This is a genomic window from Ureibacillus sp. 179-F W5.1 NHS, from assembly GCF_045369345.1.
GTDB lineage: Bacteria > Bacillota > Bacilli > Bacillales_A > Planococcaceae > Ureibacillus > Ureibacillus halotolerans.
In genome coordinates this window covers 1-17450 of sequence record NZ_JBIQFG010000052.1, presented here as the reverse complement: position 1 = coordinate 17450, position 17450 = coordinate 1, and the positions used below count along the sequence as shown (strand labels likewise).

The window sequence follows — 17450 nt, the reverse complement described above, 5'->3', positions numbered from 1 at the left end:
GCCTGCACAATACAGACATCATCTATTTCAAGTTGCCTAGCTTTTTTTAAAATGTCCTTTACAAAGGGTACACATTATTGGAATGGGCAGTTTTTATTTTTTATTAAATAGATGAAGGTTTTGAAGCTTCCGCAATGTCTATTCCTTCATACGTATCATTTTCTAAAGGTTCTTCTCCTTCGTATGAAACCGTACCATCGTCAAATACAGTTGGTACTTTTGCTGTTTTTGATTTTACTTTATCAACTAGTTGACTAGATTGCTCTTTAATCTGATTTGATAATAAAACTGTTTTTTCTTTCGCCGTTGATGATAAAGTAACACCTTTATCCTTTAAAGTTGCCGCTTGGCTTGCTACATCACTTCTTAAATCTCTTCCTGTTTTCGGAGCAAGTAATAATCCTACAGCTGCTCCTACAATACCTCCTACAAAAGCTCCAATAACAAAATCTTTCATATTCACCGACTCCTCTTCATATATAGCATCTATACCAGTATAAAGTTGTGGTAAATTAGGTATTGCATTTTTCACTTCGTTATAGTTTGGTTTTTCCCCTAACATGTTGAACATCCCCCTCTTTGTTATTTTCTTCGTTTAAATTTAGAAGATTTTTTGACAATTTCATCTGTAGCTTCATCTACATCATGTTGATTGATTGCTTTTCGCTGTTTCCATTTATCAGCAATCTCCATTGCCACATTGCTCCATTGGACTACTTGGGCAATTTTTTCTTCATTTTTACTTACCTCTGAAGAAATAGAAGATGTAATTTGTTGAATAGAAGTATTTAATCCATTTACGGATACTCCAATATTTTTCACTGCATCAACGACTGAATTTAATTTCTCAGATTTCTCCGTAATATCTTCCGCTAACGTATTTGTTTTGGCTAATAGGGAGGTTGTCTCACGTGTGATTCCTTCCATTTGTCCTTCGATTCCAGCAATGGTACCTGCCATACTATTTAGCGTATTTTTTAATGAGAATAACGTCATACCTACACTAATACATAAAATTAAAAAACCAATTGCTGCAAGTAATGCTGCGATGTATAAAATGATCTCCATTTACAATAAAACCTCCTACGTCTACTTACATCTACTATTCGACAAAAAATGTGAAAATCCTTCATTTGAAAAAACAGCCTAAACATAGGCGTTTAAGCTGTTTCTTCATTGTCTTTCAACACTTCTTCAAAAGCCTCTTGATACTTATGAACATCACCTGCACCCATAAACAAGAAGACAGCATCGTTATGTTCTTTCAACATGTCAATTTTATCAGTTTGAAGAATTTTACTTCCTTCAATCAAAGTTGCTAAATCATCAATCGATAAAGCTCCTTGTTTTTCCCGAGCAGAACTGAAAATATCACATAAATAAACAGCATCTGCCTTTTCTAAACTATCGGCAAAGTCTTGTAAAAATGCTTCTGTACGGCTAAATGTATGTGGTTGAAAAACAGCAACAATTTGTCGATCTGGATATTTTTGACGCGCCGATTGAATCGTCGCATTAATTTCGGTTGGATGATGCGCATAATCATCTACAAGTACACTATTCCCCATTTTCGTCTCCGTAAAACGTCTTTTTACTCCACCATACGTATTTAAACGTTCTTGAATAAGATTCGCCGGAATTCCTTCATAATGACATAAAGAAATGACTGCCAACGAATTTAAAACGGTATGGTCTCCAAACATCGGAATGAAAAACTTATGGTAAAATTCGTTTCTCACGTAAACTTCAAAGGATGTACCTTCTGTTGTTTTTTCAATATTTCGTGCTGCAAAATCATTATGAGTACCAAATCCATAAAAGACAACAGGTACATTTGCTTGAATTTTTTGAAGATGTTCGTCATCTCCACAAGCAATAATCGCTTTATTTACTTGAAGTGCTAATTGTTGGAATGCCGCATTAACATCTTCTATATCTGAAAAATAATCCGGATGGTCAAAATCGATATTCGTCATGACAGCATAATCTGGATGATACGCTAAAAAGTGACGACGGTATTCACATGCCTCCATAACAAAATAAGAAGCATCTTCTTTCCCTGAACCTGTACCATCACCGATTAAAAAAGATGTTGGCATATAACCGCCAATCACATGACTCATTAATCCGGTAGTGGACGTTTTACCATGGGCACCTGTTATTGCAATAGAAGTATATTTTTTAATATAATCGCCTAAAAATTTATGGTAGCGAATCACTTCTACCCCTAATTCCTTCGCTCGAACAAGTTCTGGATGTTCATCAGGAAAGGCATTGCCAGCTATAACGGTCATGCCTTCGTGAATGTTATCTGGATCGAAAGGTAATATCGTGATGTTACGATCTCTTAATGGTTTTTCTGTGAAATAATAAGTTTCATAATCAGATCCCTGTACTTGTTCTCCTGAATCAAACAAAATTTGAGCTAATGAACTCATACCTGAACCTTTAATTCCTGTAAAATGATAAAATGTCATATTGAAAACCTCCCGGGATACACTTGATCCCAATGAATGAACGTTTGTTATTTAAGTTAGTTTGTGCCAAATTTTAAAAACATACCCCATTATAGCATTAAATTTAATAAAGGATAATTACTTGTTAGCTTATTTTTTCTACTTATTCACTCATTCATGTATATTTTTATTATATCGAAAAAAATGAGAGGGAATCCTCCCTCATTTTCACTATTTGTATATACAAAATCTAATCAAACATAGAAGCTAAATCAGACTCTGTAATATACACTTCTCTCGGTTTACTTCCTCTTTGTTCAGAAATAAATCCGTTATTTTCTAACATATCAATTAAGCGGGCTGCCCGATTATATCCAATATGATACTTTCTTTGAATGGATGACGTGGAGGCAGTACCTTGTTCATAAACAAAGCGACATACCTCTTCAAATAATTCATCTTGTTCTTCTATCATTTCGGATTTTTTTAATAATTCATCCTGTTGGAAGAAATACTCTGGTTCCCCTTGGGAGCGGACATGCTCAATAATTTCTTCAATTTCATCATCCGTTACAAAAGTACCTTGTAAACGGATTGGAGCACTCATCCCATTTCCTAAATACAACATATCTCCCCTTCCTAATAAACGTTCCGCACCTTGACTGTCTAAAATCGTACGGGAGTCAACCTGTGACGAAACGGCAAAGGCAATACGAGTTGGAATGTTGGATTTAATTAAGCCGGTAATGACATCTACTGATGGGCGCTGAGTTGCAACGATTAAATGAATTCCACAAGCCCTTGCTTTTTGAGCAATACGACAAATTGCTTCCTCTACATCTGCAGGAGACATCATCATTAAATCTGCCAGCTCATCGATAACGATTAAAATGTAAGGTAATTTATGACCATATTGCCCGTTCGATTCGGCTAGTTTATTAAATCTTGTTAAATCCCTTACTCCTGCATGGGCAAATAATTGATAGCGTCTTTCCATTTCTTCTACAGCCCATTTCAACGCCGCTGTTGCCGCTTTCACATCGGTAATAACAGGGCTTACTAAATGGGGAATGTGATTAAATGGAGCAAGCTCTACCATTTTAGGATCTATTAACATTAGCTTTAATTCATTCGGATCTGCTTTATATAATAAACTTACTAAAATCGAATTAATACAAACCGATTTACCAGATCCAGTAGCACCAGCTATTAAACCGTGGGGCATTTTACGCAAATCAATTGTTAACGGCTTCCCTGTTAAATCTAATCCTAATGCTGCTTCTAAAGGCGATTCGGAATTTAAAAAGGATTCACTAGTCGTTACTTCGGATAAACGTACTGCTCGAGAAATACGATTCGGTATTTCGATTCCAATTGAACTTTTCCCTGGGATTGGGGCCTGGATGCGAATATCTTTCGCTGCTAAAGCAAGTTTTAAATCATCTGCTAAGTTTCGAATTTTACTCACTTTTGTACCGTGACCGACTGTAATCTCAAATTGGGTAACAGCTGGACCTTGCATAATAGACTCTACTTGGGCTGTTACTTGGAAATAGGATAATGCTTCAACTAAAACATCCGCTTGAGATTCCAACCATTCCCGATCTTCTGTTTTTTCCTCCGGTGGTGATAAAAATTCCAATGAAGGTTTTACATAAAGTTTTGGAATGACTTTTCCCTGAGGTTCATTGGAAACAACTGTATTTATTGTTTCTTCTGTCTCCCCTTCTACATGGAACGGTTCCTTTCCTTGATCCATGTCAGTCGTTATCAAAGCTGTAGCATCCTCATGTGGCCTGTTATTAATAGGTTGTTGCTCTTTTAATTCTCCATTAGATGTATGCCTAGAAAATTCTTTAATATCATCATTATGTTCATTGAATTGTTTTTGTGCTAATTTCGCAGCATATTTTTCTTTATCTGATTTCAACATAAGGACATTAAAAGGTAATGTTTTTCTTTTAGGTTCAACCTTTTCTTGTTGTTCCACAGACTCATCTTGCTGTACATCTACTTCAAATTCTTCGTACTGTTCATGTTCTTCATATTCTTCATATGTTTCTAGTTCTGTATATTCTTTCTGTTCAAATGGTTCTTCTTGCTCTATTGATAGGAAGGAATTTGTATCAGATTCAGTCTCTTGGTCATCAAACTTGTCCATTAAAGCAATGTCTACAAGGCGTTGAACTTGAGCATTTTCCCCTTCGAAAGGATGTTCTTCCACAACTGCCTCTTCAAGTTCAACTTGCTTTTCGATTGGAATTTGGATAGGCATGAATATTGGGGTGTGTTCCATTACTTGTTGAAAATCCTGTTGACTGACTTGGCTTTCTTTTAAATCGAACTCTTCAACTTCTATTTCAGGCTCTCTTAAAGAAAAGCTTTCGTTCTCATCATGATTGTCAAAGGACATAATTTCCCCTTGTTGATGCTCAACTTCATACCCTTTAAGTACACTATCTATCTTAGTTTGGAATTCATTAGTCGGTTCATCCAATACTTCTTCAGCTAATATAGGAAACTCTTCTACTTTTTTATAAAGGGTTTCTTCCAATACGATTGGTTTTTCTACTCGTTCATCTTCTATTTGCAAAAAATGATTAGAAGGAACCTCCACCGACTCTTCCTCTTCATAAGAAGTAGCTTGTTTCTTACTTTCTGGAAGAGCAATCGTGTCAACAGTACTTGCCACTTCTTCTTTTATTTTTAAAACATCAGAATAAATTTGCTCTACTTTACTTTCCTGTTGTGCATCGGGTTTACTTTGTTGTACCTTTTCTTCAACTTTCTCTTCTTCCAAAGGTTCGACTCTACCTTGCTTTTTTGATAATAAATCGTTAATGTTACTCGGTCTTTTAAAGCCGTATATAGGAGAAGGGACTTGACTTGGAACAAATTTTCTTTGGGCAACAGGAACATCTACAGTTTCTGTTTGCTTTTTTGATGCATAAGTAGCTTTTTTCCTATCTTCTTTCAATGGTTCCTTCATTTTAGACTGTTCAACTCGACGTCCTTTATAGGAATCCTTTCTTAACTGATTGGAATTCCCTCTTGTCGAACTACCTTTATTTTGTCGTTTTTCTAACAGTTCTCGTATTCCCGAAACTTCTACATCAAACACTTCGGAAATGGCATTTGGTTGATAAAAATAATTCGATTTCCGATTAACTTGATCCACGTTGTGATGGGTAGTTTGTTGTTCATATTGGTTAAAATCGTGACTAGGGGGTCTCGTATTCCCCATTTCATGATCATCAATTAATGGGAATTTAAAACTCTTTCTATTATTTTGAACCGTTTCTTCTATCACATTATCATTTGTTTTTGATTTTACTCTTTCTTCTTCATAGTACTCATCTTCATAATATTCTTCATCTTCTATTTCATCATATATTAATTTATTTAACTGTTTTTTAAACCAATTCAATGTAGATCACTCTTTTCTATTAACATAGCATTTTTTATTATAAAGTAATTATATGTAAGTAGGCATCTTTATTTAACCTTTCTATCACATTTGATATAACTTTTTCGGTTATTTTTTCTATTCATTTTTATTTTTTAGGAGTTTAATAGATAAATAGTATAAATATGCCTTAGTTAGCAAAATCATATCATAATTACATTGCAATAAGATAACAATGAGAAAACATTTCGATGAAAACAAAAAAGGACGCCTCTATTAAAGAGACGTCCTTTCAAAAAAGTATGTTCAAATTATAAATTAGAAGGAATCGTAAAAGATGCGCCAACTTCTGCATCTTGATCTAAAACTAAAATTCCTTTAGCTGATGGCGCATTCGGAATTGCTAATTCACGTGCTGAGCAAAGCATTCCACTTGATGCGACTCCACGTAATTCAGATTGTTTAATCACTAATCCAGATGGCATTACAGCACCTATTTTTGCTACAACGACTTTTTGTCCCGCTTCAACATTTGGTGCACCACAAACGATTTGTAACAGTTCATCCCCTACATTTACTTTACAAATACTTAACTTATCAGCATTTGGATGTTTTTCCTTTTCTTCTACATAACCGATAACAAATTTAGGAGAAAAATCGACATCTAATGAGATAGAAACATTGTTTGCTTTCATTGCTTCCTCAATTTTTTGTACAAGTTCTGGGTTTACTTCCACATTCCCTTGAACGTTTAAGTCCATATATTTACTTGCATTAAATAAATTGAAAGCTTTTATTTCACCAGTTGCTTTCTCTTTTAAAATAGCGAAATCTCCTACTTTTTCAACTTCAGTATGAACGATTTTTTCTGTAGCTAGTTGGACTAAAAGTACATCTCCAACAAATTGTTTATTATAAGCGGCGATCATTGGTCATCTTGCTCCTTTTTTACTCTGTTTTTTGCCAATATAAAGATTGGTTCTAATTCTCCTTTATCATAAACGAAAGATAAGGAAGTAATCGGTACTGCACCTACGGAAAAGAAGTGCATCGTCATTTGCGCTAATACATCATACCCTACTTCGTTCCGAATATCACCAATAATTAGAACATCTTGGTGGGGAACAGACAACGTCATGTCCCCTTCTATTTTTGATTCCATCTCTTTTAAAAAGGATTCATTTAAAATACGACTTGCATCATATCCATCATTTTCATTTAAGAAATAAAAAATATTGCCCGCTACTTCATCTTTTTTCGTATTTGTCGGTAATTTTCGAACGGAAAAACGAGCTGCTTCTCTAATTTGATTTGCCGAAACGTTTAATTTCTCTAACATCGACTCATCAATTAATCGGTAAGTTGTTCCTAAATCTAACGCATAAAAGATACGCGTTTCCGCAGTGTGATCCGTTGTGATGAAGGTATGTCCTTCATTGGATTTTAACGGGAAAGAAGTGGAACGTATAACAGGGTATACTAAAGATAAATCATGGAATCCTTCAGCTCGTTCCTTTTCCATCGCCTGAAAGGTTTGTTCGATCGTATAGACAACCTCATCGATGGCTTTTTCTTTTATCGTTTGATATTTGGCGATAATTTCAGGAAGGGAAATATCCATCCCTCGATTTAATGATTTATGATTAAGTCGCAACATATCTTTTTCTTTATCAAAATGAAATTCAAATTGCTCCGTACTTAAGCGCAATTTCAATTGTTCTACTAACTCTTTTGATTTCAACTTCATCACATCCTTTCTTATTTTACAATACTTGCTTTTCTTTACCAATCGATGCAGTAAAATTTTTTCACAAAAATTGCAAGTACAAAAATAAACGGTTCACATAAAGTGAACCGTACTTTTAAAGTATTACCCTTATTGTAGCAAAAGTTTAGTTTTTTAGTCGATTAGTTTGTCTGCTAACTTCCATTATTACTTTTCAAGTAACTTTACAGAACGAACGATTGTCATCATATCTACTAGTTTCTCATCTATATTTTTATCTTCTGAGATAGTAGACATTTTAATACCACCACAACTTACGACAAGTTCAAATTGTTCTTCATCATGTTCAATCACTGCAGTAAATCCAAAGGCACCATCAAATTCGACTGTTTCTTCCTTGATAATATGTTTTGTTTTATCATCTTTTAATAATTGATAATGTAGTTTGCTATCTTCCGTTTCATTTTGATTCACAAAAAGAATATAACTATCCTGTCCTTTTGTCACAATGAAATTATTGGGATCTTCACTATTTTCAGCCTTGTAACCCGATGGAACATATAATTCGATTCCCTCAAGCTTTGTATTTGGTTCTTGGGGATTTTCTTCAAAAACAGTTTGAGCGCTTGCCACACCAGAATCTATTTGCTCTTCGACAGTTTTTCCACAGCCTGTTAAAGCGAACAATAACAATAAACACGCTGTAGCTAGAAGCCATTTACGTTTCATATGTACTCCTCTCTTTCTATTCTATTAATATTAAATGATAAATAGGTCATGATGCAAGAGTCATGTTTTTAGTAATATTTTCATAGAGTTATTTATTAGTATTTAATAAAAATAAATATTGTCCTATTAACAACTTCACAATATGTTCAAACATTTCCGTTCGATCAACTAGACCTGCTGTAAAAACACCAACAGCTCCTGAAGAAGAACGTGTATCCTTTTGCTTCGTATAGTCATCCATAACCGGACCTAATTCTCTACCCGCTCTCAATTGTACAGCAATTTCATCTGGTAATAAAAATTGGGCACCGCTAGCTGTAATAATCGTACCATCTTTTAATGCCATTGCTCCCCAATTACAGCAGTACATTTGACCATCCATTTCATGTACACCACCTTCAAGTCCGAAGTTCAAATCAGCTCCTGAAGCATTTAATGTATGAAGGGCACGATTGATTGCACCTTGTCTCGTCTCATCATTAGAAAAAGGCTGTTCCGAAACATCTGAAGGAACCGCAAATTGCTCAAATTCCAAGTTGTCAAAATACATACTTACGATATTCGTAATAGCTAATGTTTTTGCTCTATTTTTCGTACCAATTGCAACAAACAAAATTGTCATCTCCTCATCAACACTTTTACTGGACGTTCCACTCAATAAAAAAGATGCCCCATTTGGCACCTTTCTTCTTAGTAATTTTAACCATTGTTTATAATTGTATCCACTGTACTTCTATCAAGGGTTCTCACAAGTTTCACAAGCAACTCTTTTGCAGCCGCATAATCATCGACATGAATGATCGAAGCAGAAGTATGGATGTAGCGGGAACAAATGCCAATAACCGTACTTGGAATTCCTTCATTGGAAATATGTACTTTACCTGCATCAGTACCACCATTAGATACAAAATATTGATACGGTATATCATTTGTCTCAGCCGTATCTAAAATAAATTCACGTAATCCACGGTGGGTAACCATCGTTGGATCATAAATTCGTAATAACGTCCCTTTTCCTAATTGACCAAATTGGGTTTTATCACCCGTTGTATCATTGGCTGCAGAAGCATCTAGGGCGAAGAAAATGTCAGGTTTAATCATGTTTGCAGATACTTGTGCCCCGCGTAATCCAACTTCTTCCATTACGTTTGCACCTGAATATAGGTTGTTTACTACTTTTTCGTCTTTTAACTCTTTTAACAATTCGATCGCCAAACCACAACCATATCGGTTATCCCAAGCTTTCGCCATAATTTTTTTCGGGTTTGCCATCGGTGTAAATGGACAAATTGGGATAATTGATTGACCTGGTCGAATACCCATTTGTAGTGCATCTTCTTTACTGTCTGCTCCTACGTCAATTAACATATCTTTAATTTCCATCGTATGATTTTTGTCAGTACCTCTTAATAAATGAGGTGGAATGGAAGCAATTACACCAGGAATTTCTTGTTCCTTTGCATAAACAGTTACTCTTTGGGCTTGTAACACTTGATTAGACCAACCGCCTAATGGCTGAAAGCGAAGCATCCCGTTTTCTGTAATATCTTTTACCATGAAAGATACTTCATCCATATGGCCTGCCACTAATATTTTGGGTGCATTGTCATTTTCCGCTTTTCTTACACCGAAAATGCCACCTAAATTATCTTGAATAATTTCATCTGCATACTTTTCTAGTTCCCCACGCATAAATTTTCGAACAGCGGATTCATTGCCAGGGGCACCAGGTAACTCCGTTAATGTTTTAAATAATTGTAATGTTTCAGTATTCATAAAAGAACACTCCCTAATTTTTTTAATCTTTTCTCTATTCTATCATATATATTTCGTAATTCGAATTGTATCATTGGAAAATTTACAAACTCACTATTAAAAACGGGTTTTTTATAGCATAGACCAGTTAATTATTTCTATCCATAGACCACTCTCTTTGTATGATTGAACAAGACTTCTGTTTTAATTGGTGTTAAAATAAGGAATAGTTTAAAGGAGGATGGCAAATGAAATTAAGAGATTTTTTAATAGGTGTGGCCACGGGTTTAGCTGCATCCATTATCATTAAAGAAACATCTGAAAGAATTTCGCCTTTTGTACCCGCCAATCAAGTACTAGACAATGTAAAAACAGAGTTTAAAAAAGAAAGCCCTATTGATGGTTCTTGGATTTATATGAAAACAGAAGATTATAATAATGGTATTATGACCATTCCCGTATACCGTGGAGGAATTACTAGAGTATTAAATGGTGAATTGGAAACATTTGAATTTGCAGCAGATGCTCGTTCAGGAGTAGTTGTTGAATTATTAAAAGTGTAATTTCTTCATAGAGAAAGAGGCTGTTTGAAATGATCAAACAGCCCCTTTTTTTATACGTTTGTTTCAAATTGAATTCGTGCTTCTTTACTTCGTTTCAATGAGTCGGTCACTTCTTTTCCATCGGCACTCCATTGAATCATTCGATAATAAGCATCATGATAGAAAATAAATTTATACCCTCCTGCTAAAGCTTCTTTCATTATTTTTTCTTTAGCAAACACACTTGTCATCGGGTAATCATCATATGCTAATACCCATAAAGGGTTTTGATGGGCATGGGTTGGCATAATGTCCGCCATATGAATTAGCGTTTCCCCGTTTTGAGTTAACTTTATAATCGCATGTCCATCACTATGTCCACCTGTATGAACCATTTCAATTCCAGGGGCTATCGTTAAGGATTCGGAGAAAGTCTCAACTTGATGTTGAACCGGTTCCCAATTTTCTTTCCAATACGTATTTTTGGATCGTATATTTGGATTACGCATTTCATCCCATTCAATTTGCGTTGTATAAATTTTCGCCTTCGGGAATGTAGATACGAGTGTGTCCCCTTCCCAACGAGTTAATCCCCCAGCATGGTCAAAATGAAGGTGGGTCATTAGCACATAATCAATATCTTCTGCAGTAAGTCCCAATTGGTCCAAGCTTTCTAAAATCGTTGATTCTTCTGTAACACCAAAGTTTCGAAGTTGTTTTTCTGTTAACTTATTAAACCCAACACCACTATCAATTAAATAATTTTTCCCCTCGTATTGAATTAAAATCGGTTCACAAGCTAATTCAATTTGATTTTTGTCATTGACTGGATACTTTCTTGACCAAAGTGGTTTTGGTACGACTCCAAACATTGCTCCGCCATCTAAAGAAGTGACGCCCCCATTAAGCCATGTTAAGGACATATTGTGAAATTGTAGTTGATCCATCCCTATCTCCCCTTTGTTCTTATATTTATTTAAAAATTCGATTGAACGACAATCGAATTCAAAATAAACGATTTACATTATTTCTTCGTTATAAATTGAGATTCTAAACGATAGATTGGCTGACCTTTGGCAGAAAACTTTTCTTCATATTCTGTCATAATATTGTCTTCCGGCATATTGGCATGTAAATCTAACGAAACATATTTCAATAACATTCCATATTCCGACATACTAACAAGGGAATATTCAAATAAGCCACGATTATCCGTTTTAAAATGAATTTCCCCATTATCCACTAAAATGGACTCATATAACTTCAAAAATCCTTCGTGGGTTAAACGACGTTTTGCATGACGCGTTTTAGGCCAAGGATCTGAGAAATTTAAATACACTCGACTTACATCATTTTTAGCAAAATATTTTGCTAAATCGGCTCCATTTACTTTTAATAATCGTAAATTTGGTGGAGTATTAGCATCTAACACTTTTTCCAACGCACTCACAATGACACTATCGTATAGTTCAATACCGATATAGTTAATATTAGGGTTAGCTAGAGCCATTCCTGTAACAAATTGACCTTTTCCTGTACCTACTTCAATATGCAGTGGGTTGTCGTTTCCAAAAACTTCTTTCCACTTTCCTTTATATTCTTCAGGATTTGGAATAATAACTTCTGGATGATTTGTAATAAATTCTTCAGCCCACGGTTTATTTCTTAATCTCACTACTAAATCCTCATTTCTAGATGTCCTAATTTCATTTTATTATAGCTTATTTTTCTTACTTTTTCATAAACTCGCTATTTCTTTTTATCGACATCCAACTTTTCTTTTGGACAACGTAATCTATGCGTGAATTATTTTTTGTCACACCCATCACTTCTCCATCGGCATGACAAGGTAATTCATCGTTTATGTACAAAGTAAATTGGTCGCCCTTCTGCTGAACGACTTCTTGTAATCTCGTATGGCTACCAAAAAATACAGTGACAAACATTAGTAATAATTTTAATCTTGAAAGGTTATACACAATGGTCAATTCTAATTTCCCATCCATTGGATTAGATTGAGGTGAGATTTTCATCCCTCCTCCGAAATACGGTTGATTGGAAACCGTTGCAAACCAAACCTTTTCATACTTTCTTTGACTACCATTTTGTTCAACCGTTAATGTAAATAATTTAAATGTAAATAGACCGAGCAACACAAAATAAACATAACTAAACTTACCAAGTCCCATTTTGTTCAGTCGTTTTTTTATAGTAGAATGGTTCGCCAGTTTAGCTACAAAGGCATCGAAACCAATTCCTGAATTGTTCACAAAATGAATTGATTGTCCAGTGCTCCATTTGACCATTCCGCTATCAAACTGTTGCAAAGATTGTTCATTTCCTTTTATAAATTCATCTATTTCATAAGCAGTATGGAATGTAAAATATTCCCTTGAAAAGTCGTTACCAGAACCTGCACCAATTGCTCCAACATATACATGATTAAAACCAATCACACCATTTACGACTTCATGGATTGTTCCATCTCCCCCAACGGCTATCAAAAGTATTTTTTGTCCAGTTAGTTGAAAATTACTAGCAATCTTTCTAGCAATGGTAGTAGCATGTCCATGATGATTTGTTATGTAAAAAGAAAAAGGGGTATGTAGTTCTTTCCTTAACTTTTCCCAAACTTTTTTCCCTTTTCCATTGCCAGCTTGCTCATTAATAATAAAAAACAATTCCACTTTTATTGCTCCTGTTGTTCCACTTTCCAAATATCACGGTTAAAGGAAGTCGTTTGTACCGTCTGTAAAATTGCTTGAGCTGCTTGCATTTGCATCCGTTTCATCGGTGAAGAATAGCGGGATAATTGGTTCATCCATTGGGAAAGTTCTCGTTTATCAATGAATTGAACGTTAAAAACAGAACCTGGATAATCAAAATATCCATTTCTTGAAAGGAGCACTTTTCGAATTGGCATGTCAACGTTATTTGCAGCAAATAACTGAGTAATAATAGACTCCATCCGATTTAATTGAATTAATGGATTCAACATTTTTTTCGATGTTTTCCCTATCTTTTTTATCCAAAAACGATCGCTATTCCCAACAAATACTGCTTGCTCTTCTTGTTCCACTAATGTAATGCATAAACATTCTGTTGGTGTTAATAAAATAATATCTAATTCAACAGGTGCTTTCTTTACCTTTATGATTGGATAATACAGTACTAAAAAGCTATCCGGTAAACGTTGAAGAATAGTTCGAAGTAACGAATCTCTTAAAAATTTCGGATCCACATAAGATTTTTCCCTTAAAGTTGAACTTGCCCATTTAATTTGAAAATGAAAAAATTGATCCATGAACATTTTTTTCAGTTCTTCTATCGAAGTTGGTTGGTACACGATTTTCGGTTCAAAAAATAACGTTGTTTCTTCCTCAGGAATTTCTTCATCCGGATTCATTAGCTCATTCGAAACATCTACATCTTCTATATTTTCAATTTCTTTTGTCTCTTTTTTCAGCTTTAGTTTTTCGAAAAAAGAAAAAGTTTTTTTGCCCTGTCGTATGTCTTCATCGGATTCAATATGTTGCCACTCCGGTGTTTCTTCACCAGAAAGCCATTGTTGTTTCACACGTTCCCATTGACTTTTTTTCAAACGAACAAATTGAGTTGGATATCTTGATAAATCGATTTGGTATCTTGAAATGTAATCTTGTAGTTTCACTAATTGAGCCAAAAAAAACACTCCTATTCTTTAAATCCCCACTTCAATTTTACATGAGGAAACGCAAAAAAAATAGTGGATAGGTGATGTCCTACCCACTAATAAACTCAATGAATTATTTTGACAAATTTACTTGAAATTGTTGAGGAAGCTTTGTTTCAAATTGTGCTTGTAATTTACGAGTCCATTCTCCAATGACTCCATTATTTATAGCTACCCCTTCTAAATCGATAACTGGTGTAATTTCAGAAGTTGTAGATGACACAAACAATTCATCCATGTTCAATGCTTGCTCTTTTGTAAAAGGTTCTTCCTTCACTGGAAGGTCAATTTCCTTTGCACACGTTAAAATAACATTGCGTGTAATTCCGTTTAAAATGAAGTTATCTGTTGGGTGTGTATATAGGACTCCATCTTTAATACCAAATACGTTTGTAGATGATCCTTCCGTAATAATATCTCCACGATGTAAAATGGCTTCGTAACACCCTTTTTCATAAGCTTCTTGTTTTGCTAATACAGCACCTAATAAATTTAATGATTTAATATCACAACGTAACCAACGAATATCCTCTGCAAAAACTGCTTTCACACCTTTTTCCATATTTTCTGTTGAACGAGGAGCTTCCTTCACATTTCCTGTTAAAACAGGTAATACGTTGTCCCCAGGGAATTGATGAATACGAGGTGCCGCACCACGAGTAATCTGGAAATAAAGATTTCCTGTTTTAATTTCGTTTGCTTCCACTAATTGGTGTAATAATTGGTGAAGTTTATCCTTTGTAAACGGAATCGTTATTTTAATTTTTTCAGCACTTAAATAAAATCGATCAATATGTTCTGTTGCAGTAAACATTTCACCATCATAAATTTTAATTACTTCATAAACTCCGTCACCGAATTGATAACCTCTATCTTCTTTATCAATCTTTACTTCACTTTCATCCACAATTTTGTCATTCCATAATACAAAGCCCATTTTTTACCATCCTTTAAAATTTTATTTCCCAGCTAACTCAACAATCGTTTCCGCATATATAGCGGCAGCTTTCACTAAATGATCAATCCATACATATTCATCCGACTGATGCGCCACATCCGGTTCACCTGGGAAAAGCATGCCAAAGGCTACCCCTTTTTTCATCGTCCGCGCATACGTACCTCCACCAGTAGATAACGGTTTTGATTCATCCCCTGTATATTTTCGATATACTTTCAACAAAGTTTGCACAAGTTCATCTTCTTCTGGTACATAGTGGGGAATCGAATTAGATGTCACATCTAAAGCAAATCCTAAATCGGATACTACTTTTGTAGCTTCTGTCATTTTTTCCTCAAATGGATAGCTCACCGAGTAACGCATACTTACTTGAATATGGCCACCCCGTTCATGGTGGAATAATATAACACCAGGGTTTAATGTCGTAGGACCGGACATAATATCTTCAAAATCTAGCTTCATTTTTGTACCCTTGTAGTCCTCACCAAACGTATTGACGATGAAAGAAAGAAATTGGTTACTTGCTGGAGTAGTAATGTAGTTAATCAGAAATTTTGCAAGTAACACAGCCGCATTTCTACCTTTTTCAGGTTCCATCGCATGGGCCGATTTTCCTTTAACCGTTATTATATATCGTCCTTCATCTTGAATAAAAGTACCTTCTGTCGTATTTTCTTCTAAGAATTGTTGAAATTCTTCTTCCACTCCAGAGGTTACATTTTGAATGATCGCTTTTGCATGATCCGGTACCATATTAGAACGTTGTCCTGCCTGAAATGCAATAATTTGTTCATCTGCCGTTACTTGAGCTTTTTGTGAAAAATTAAGCAATGCAATACCTTTCTCAGCATTAATTAATGGAAAGTCAGCGTCTGGTGCAAATCCAATTGTTGGCATTTGTTCCTTTGTAAAGTAATGGGTTACACAACGGAATCCTGATTCTTCATCTGTCCCAATAATCATTCGAACACGTTTATTTAATGAAACGCCCGCATCTTTCACCATTTTCATAGCTAACCATGCTGCAATCGTTGGACCTTTATCATCAATGGCACCTCTGCCAAATAGTTTTCCGTCCACTAATTCCCCTTTAAAAGGAGGATACGTCCAGGAATCTCCTACTGGCACAACATCCACATGACATAAAATTCCGAGCAAGTCGTCGCCTGCTCCCATTTCAATATGACCAGCCACATTATCTACATTTTTCGTTTGAAAGCCTTGTTGTTCACCTTTTGAAAGCATAAATTGTAAAGCCTTTAATGGACCTTGACCAAATGGAGCATCCTCTGTTGCACTCTCTTCATCAAGAACACTTTCAATTTGAATTAACTGTTGTAATTCTGAAATCAATTCTTCTTTTCTAGATTCCGCTAATTTCAACCAATCCATTTAATCACCTCTTTACTTATTACCGATTATTTTACTCTTTCTATTATAAAGTACAAGCTTAATTGTCATATTCGACCGGTGTTTTTCGTATTATCACATTAAAGACTTCGTAAAATTTATAATAATTAACTGAGAATTATGGAAAAATTAATAGTTTACTGATATAATGGCGTTGTCATAGTAAATTACTTGACAAAAAAATATATAAAAAAGGGGATGTCTAAGGCAGAAATTTAATGAGCCAAAGTAGCCTCTGCACTTTTGTCGTCCGCTAGTCTTTTCCATGAGAATTAAGATCGAAGGAGTGGTTCATGATTATGAAACCAACTACTGACAGAATGCTTAATCGTATTAAAGACGTGTATATGTTCATCCTTGATAAAGGGACGGTATCTACACAGGATTTAGTCGAAGAGTTCAATATCACTCCTCGCACCATTCAAAGAGATTTGAATGTGTTAGCCTTTAATGATTTGGTCGAAAGTCCAAGTCGGGGTAAATGGACAACGACGAAGAAAAAAGTAAAATTGACATCTTAGATACAATGCAACAAAAAACCTCCATTTTATGAGGAAAGTTTGCTTAAAACATACATTCAGCTTAGCGAACAATTGTTGCTAGACTTCGTATTATAGATAAAGAAAAAAGAATGACCTGTCGTCGGGGTCATTCTTTTTTTCATCTTTATTTTTTTTAAGGCTCTATAATATTTGTTGGGGTTTAAAAAAATTTCATAAATAAAAAAGCACGTAATCACCGATTTCTATATACTTG

General features: G+C 34.9%; 17 protein-coding genes. 2 read left to right on the top strand and 15 right to left on the bottom strand.

All coding sequences use genetic code 11. From position 1 onward, the window contains the following. Nucleotides 1–103 precede the first annotated feature (103 nt). From ACH0B5_RS16175 to ACH0B5_RS16135, 9 genes are all read right to left on the bottom strand, one after another. Nucleotides 104–562 (bottom strand): YtxH domain-containing protein, encoded by a 459-nt coding sequence (locus ACH0B5_RS16175; RefSeq protein ID WP_122973605.1) that lies wholly within the window; start codon nucleotides 560–562, stop codon nucleotides 104–106. Between the two features lie 20 nt (nucleotides 563–582). Next, entirely contained in the window at nucleotides 583–1068 is a 486-nt protein-coding gene (locus ACH0B5_RS16170; protein WP_122973606.1) for a DUF948 domain-containing protein, read from the bottom strand. A 92-nt stretch (nucleotides 1069–1160) separates the two neighbouring features. Then, the gene (gene murC, locus ACH0B5_RS16165; protein ID WP_122973607.1) at nucleotides 1161–2477 is read right to left on the bottom strand and encodes a UDP-N-acetylmuramate--L-alanine ligase; all 1317 of its coding nucleotides are present in this window, start codon (nucleotides 2475–2477) and stop codon (nucleotides 1161–1163) included. Nucleotides 2478–2706: 229 nt separating this feature from the next. Next, nucleotides 2707–5883 carry a DNA translocase FtsK gene (locus tag ACH0B5_RS16160; protein WP_341362486.1) on the bottom strand — a complete coding sequence of 1059 codons (3177 nt, stop codon included), beginning with the start codon at nucleotides 5881–5883 and terminating at the stop codon, nucleotides 2707–2709. 290 nt (nucleotides 5884–6173) lie between these two features. Beyond that, a complete protein-coding gene (gene ytpR / locus ACH0B5_RS16155; RefSeq protein ID WP_122972938.1) occupies nucleotides 6174–6791 on the bottom strand; it encodes a YtpR family tRNA-binding protein in 618 nt (205 codons plus the stop codon). Further along, nucleotides 6788–7603, bottom strand: coding sequence for a DUF1444 domain-containing protein (locus tag ACH0B5_RS16150; protein WP_122972939.1), 816 nt, complete (start codon nucleotides 7601–7603; stop codon nucleotides 6788–6790). Before ACH0B5_RS16150 ends, ytpR begins: the two co-directional genes overlap by 4 nt. A gap of 192 nt (nucleotides 7604–7795) precedes the next feature. Beyond that, nucleotides 7796–8317, bottom strand: a complete 522-nt coding sequence (locus ACH0B5_RS16145) for a hypothetical protein (protein WP_122972940.1) — start codon at nucleotides 8315–8317, stop codon at nucleotides 7796–7798. A gap of 88 nt (nucleotides 8318–8405) precedes the next feature. Further along, the gene (locus ACH0B5_RS16140) at nucleotides 8406–8939 is read right to left on the bottom strand and encodes a DUF84 family protein (RefSeq protein WP_122972963.1); all 534 of its coding nucleotides are present in this window, start codon (nucleotides 8937–8939) and stop codon (nucleotides 8406–8408) included. Nucleotides 8940–9016: 77 nt separating this feature from the next. Then, a complete protein-coding gene (locus tag ACH0B5_RS16135) occupies nucleotides 9017–10093 on the bottom strand; it encodes a M42 family metallopeptidase (RefSeq protein WP_341362487.1) in 1077 nt (358 codons plus the stop codon). A 227-nt stretch (nucleotides 10094–10320) separates the two neighbouring features. Between ACH0B5_RS16135 and ACH0B5_RS16130 the strand changes: the two genes are divergently transcribed. After that, complete coding sequence (locus ACH0B5_RS16130) at nucleotides 10321–10635, top strand: hypothetical protein (protein WP_122972942.1); 315 nt, start codon at nucleotides 10321–10323, stop codon at nucleotides 10633–10635. A 50-nt stretch (nucleotides 10636–10685) separates the two neighbouring features. On the opposite strand, the gene ACH0B5_RS16125 is transcribed toward ACH0B5_RS16130, so the two are convergent. From ACH0B5_RS16125 to pepV, 6 genes are all read right to left on the bottom strand, one after another. Continuing rightward, nucleotides 10686–11561: a YtnP family quorum-quenching lactonase gene (locus ACH0B5_RS16125; protein ID WP_406928130.1), complete on the bottom strand. Its 876-nt coding sequence runs from the start codon at nucleotides 11559–11561 to the stop codon at nucleotides 10686–10688. 77 nt (nucleotides 11562–11638) lie between these two features. Next, nucleotides 11639–12289, bottom strand: a complete 651-nt coding sequence (gene trmB / locus ACH0B5_RS16120) for a tRNA (guanosine(46)-N7)-methyltransferase TrmB (protein ID WP_122972944.1) — start codon at nucleotides 12287–12289, stop codon at nucleotides 11639–11641. 55 nt (nucleotides 12290–12344) lie between these two features. Beyond that, nucleotides 12345–13301, bottom strand: a complete 957-nt coding sequence (locus ACH0B5_RS16115) for a diacylglycerol/lipid kinase family protein (RefSeq protein ID WP_406928129.1) — start codon at nucleotides 13299–13301, stop codon at nucleotides 12345–12347. A 2-nt stretch (nucleotides 13302–13303) separates the two neighbouring features. Beyond that, nucleotides 13304–14296, bottom strand: a complete 993-nt coding sequence (locus ACH0B5_RS16110; RefSeq protein ID WP_406928128.1) for a nuclease-related domain-containing protein — start codon at nucleotides 14294–14296, stop codon at nucleotides 13304–13306. A 103-nt stretch (nucleotides 14297–14399) separates the two neighbouring features. Continuing rightward, the gene (gene dat, locus ACH0B5_RS16105; protein ID WP_122972947.1) at nucleotides 14400–15263 is read right to left on the bottom strand and encodes a D-amino-acid transaminase; all 864 of its coding nucleotides are present in this window, start codon (nucleotides 15261–15263) and stop codon (nucleotides 14400–14402) included. A gap of 21 nt (nucleotides 15264–15284) precedes the next feature. Then, nucleotides 15285–16676 carry a dipeptidase PepV gene (pepV, locus tag ACH0B5_RS16100; protein ID WP_406928127.1) on the bottom strand — a complete coding sequence of 464 codons (1392 nt, stop codon included), beginning with the start codon at nucleotides 16674–16676 and terminating at the stop codon, nucleotides 15285–15287. A 317-nt stretch (nucleotides 16677–16993) separates the two neighbouring features. Between pepV and ACH0B5_RS16095 the strand changes: the two genes are divergently transcribed. After that, the gene (locus ACH0B5_RS16095; RefSeq protein WP_121212652.1) at nucleotides 16994–17215 is read left to right on the top strand and encodes a DeoR family transcriptional regulator; all 222 of its coding nucleotides are present in this window, start codon (nucleotides 16994–16996) and stop codon (nucleotides 17213–17215) included. Nucleotides 17216–17450 lie beyond the last annotated feature (235 nt).

Bases quoted from the DNA above. Each gene is read 5' to 3' on its own strand.
- ACH0B5_RS16175 (WP_122973605.1), bottom strand. From the start codon at position 562: ATGTTAGGGGAAAAACCAAACTATAACGAAGTGAAAAATGCAATACCT.
- ACH0B5_RS16170 (WP_122973606.1), bottom strand. From the start codon at position 1,068: ATGGAGATCATTTTATACATCGCAGCATTACTTGCAGCAATTGGTTTT.
- murC (WP_122973607.1), bottom strand. From the start codon at position 2,477: ATGACATTTTATCATTTTACAGGAATTAAAGGTTCAGGTATGAGTTCA.
- ytpR (WP_122972938.1), bottom strand. From the start codon at position 6,791: ATGATCGCCGCTTATAATAAACAATTTGTTGGAGATGTACTTTTAGTC.
- ACH0B5_RS16145 (WP_122972940.1), bottom strand. From the start codon at position 8,317: ATGAAACGTAAATGGCTTCTAGCTACAGCGTGTTTATTGTTATTGTTC.
- ACH0B5_RS16140 (WP_122972963.1), bottom strand. From the start codon at position 8,939: ATGACAATTTTGTTTGTTGCAATTGGTACGAAAAATAGAGCAAAAACA.
- ACH0B5_RS16135 (WP_341362487.1), bottom strand. From the start codon at position 10,093: ATGAATACTGAAACATTACAATTATTTAAAACATTAACGGAGTTACCT.
- ACH0B5_RS16130 (WP_122972942.1), top strand. From the start codon at position 10,321: ATGAAATTAAGAGATTTTTTAATAGGTGTGGCCACGGGTTTAGCTGCA.
- ACH0B5_RS16125 (WP_406928130.1), bottom strand. From the start codon at position 11,561: ATGGATCAACTACAATTTCACAATATGTCCTTAACATGGCTTAATGGG.
- dat (WP_122972947.1), bottom strand. From the start codon at position 15,263: ATGGGCTTTGTATTATGGAATGACAAAATTGTGGATGAAAGTGAAGTA.
- pepV (WP_406928127.1), bottom strand. From the start codon at position 16,676: ATGGATTGGTTGAAATTAGCGGAATCTAGAAAAGAAGAATTGATTTCA.
- ACH0B5_RS16095 (WP_121212652.1), top strand. From the start codon at position 16,994: ATGAAACCAACTACTGACAGAATGCTTAATCGTATTAAAGACGTGTAT.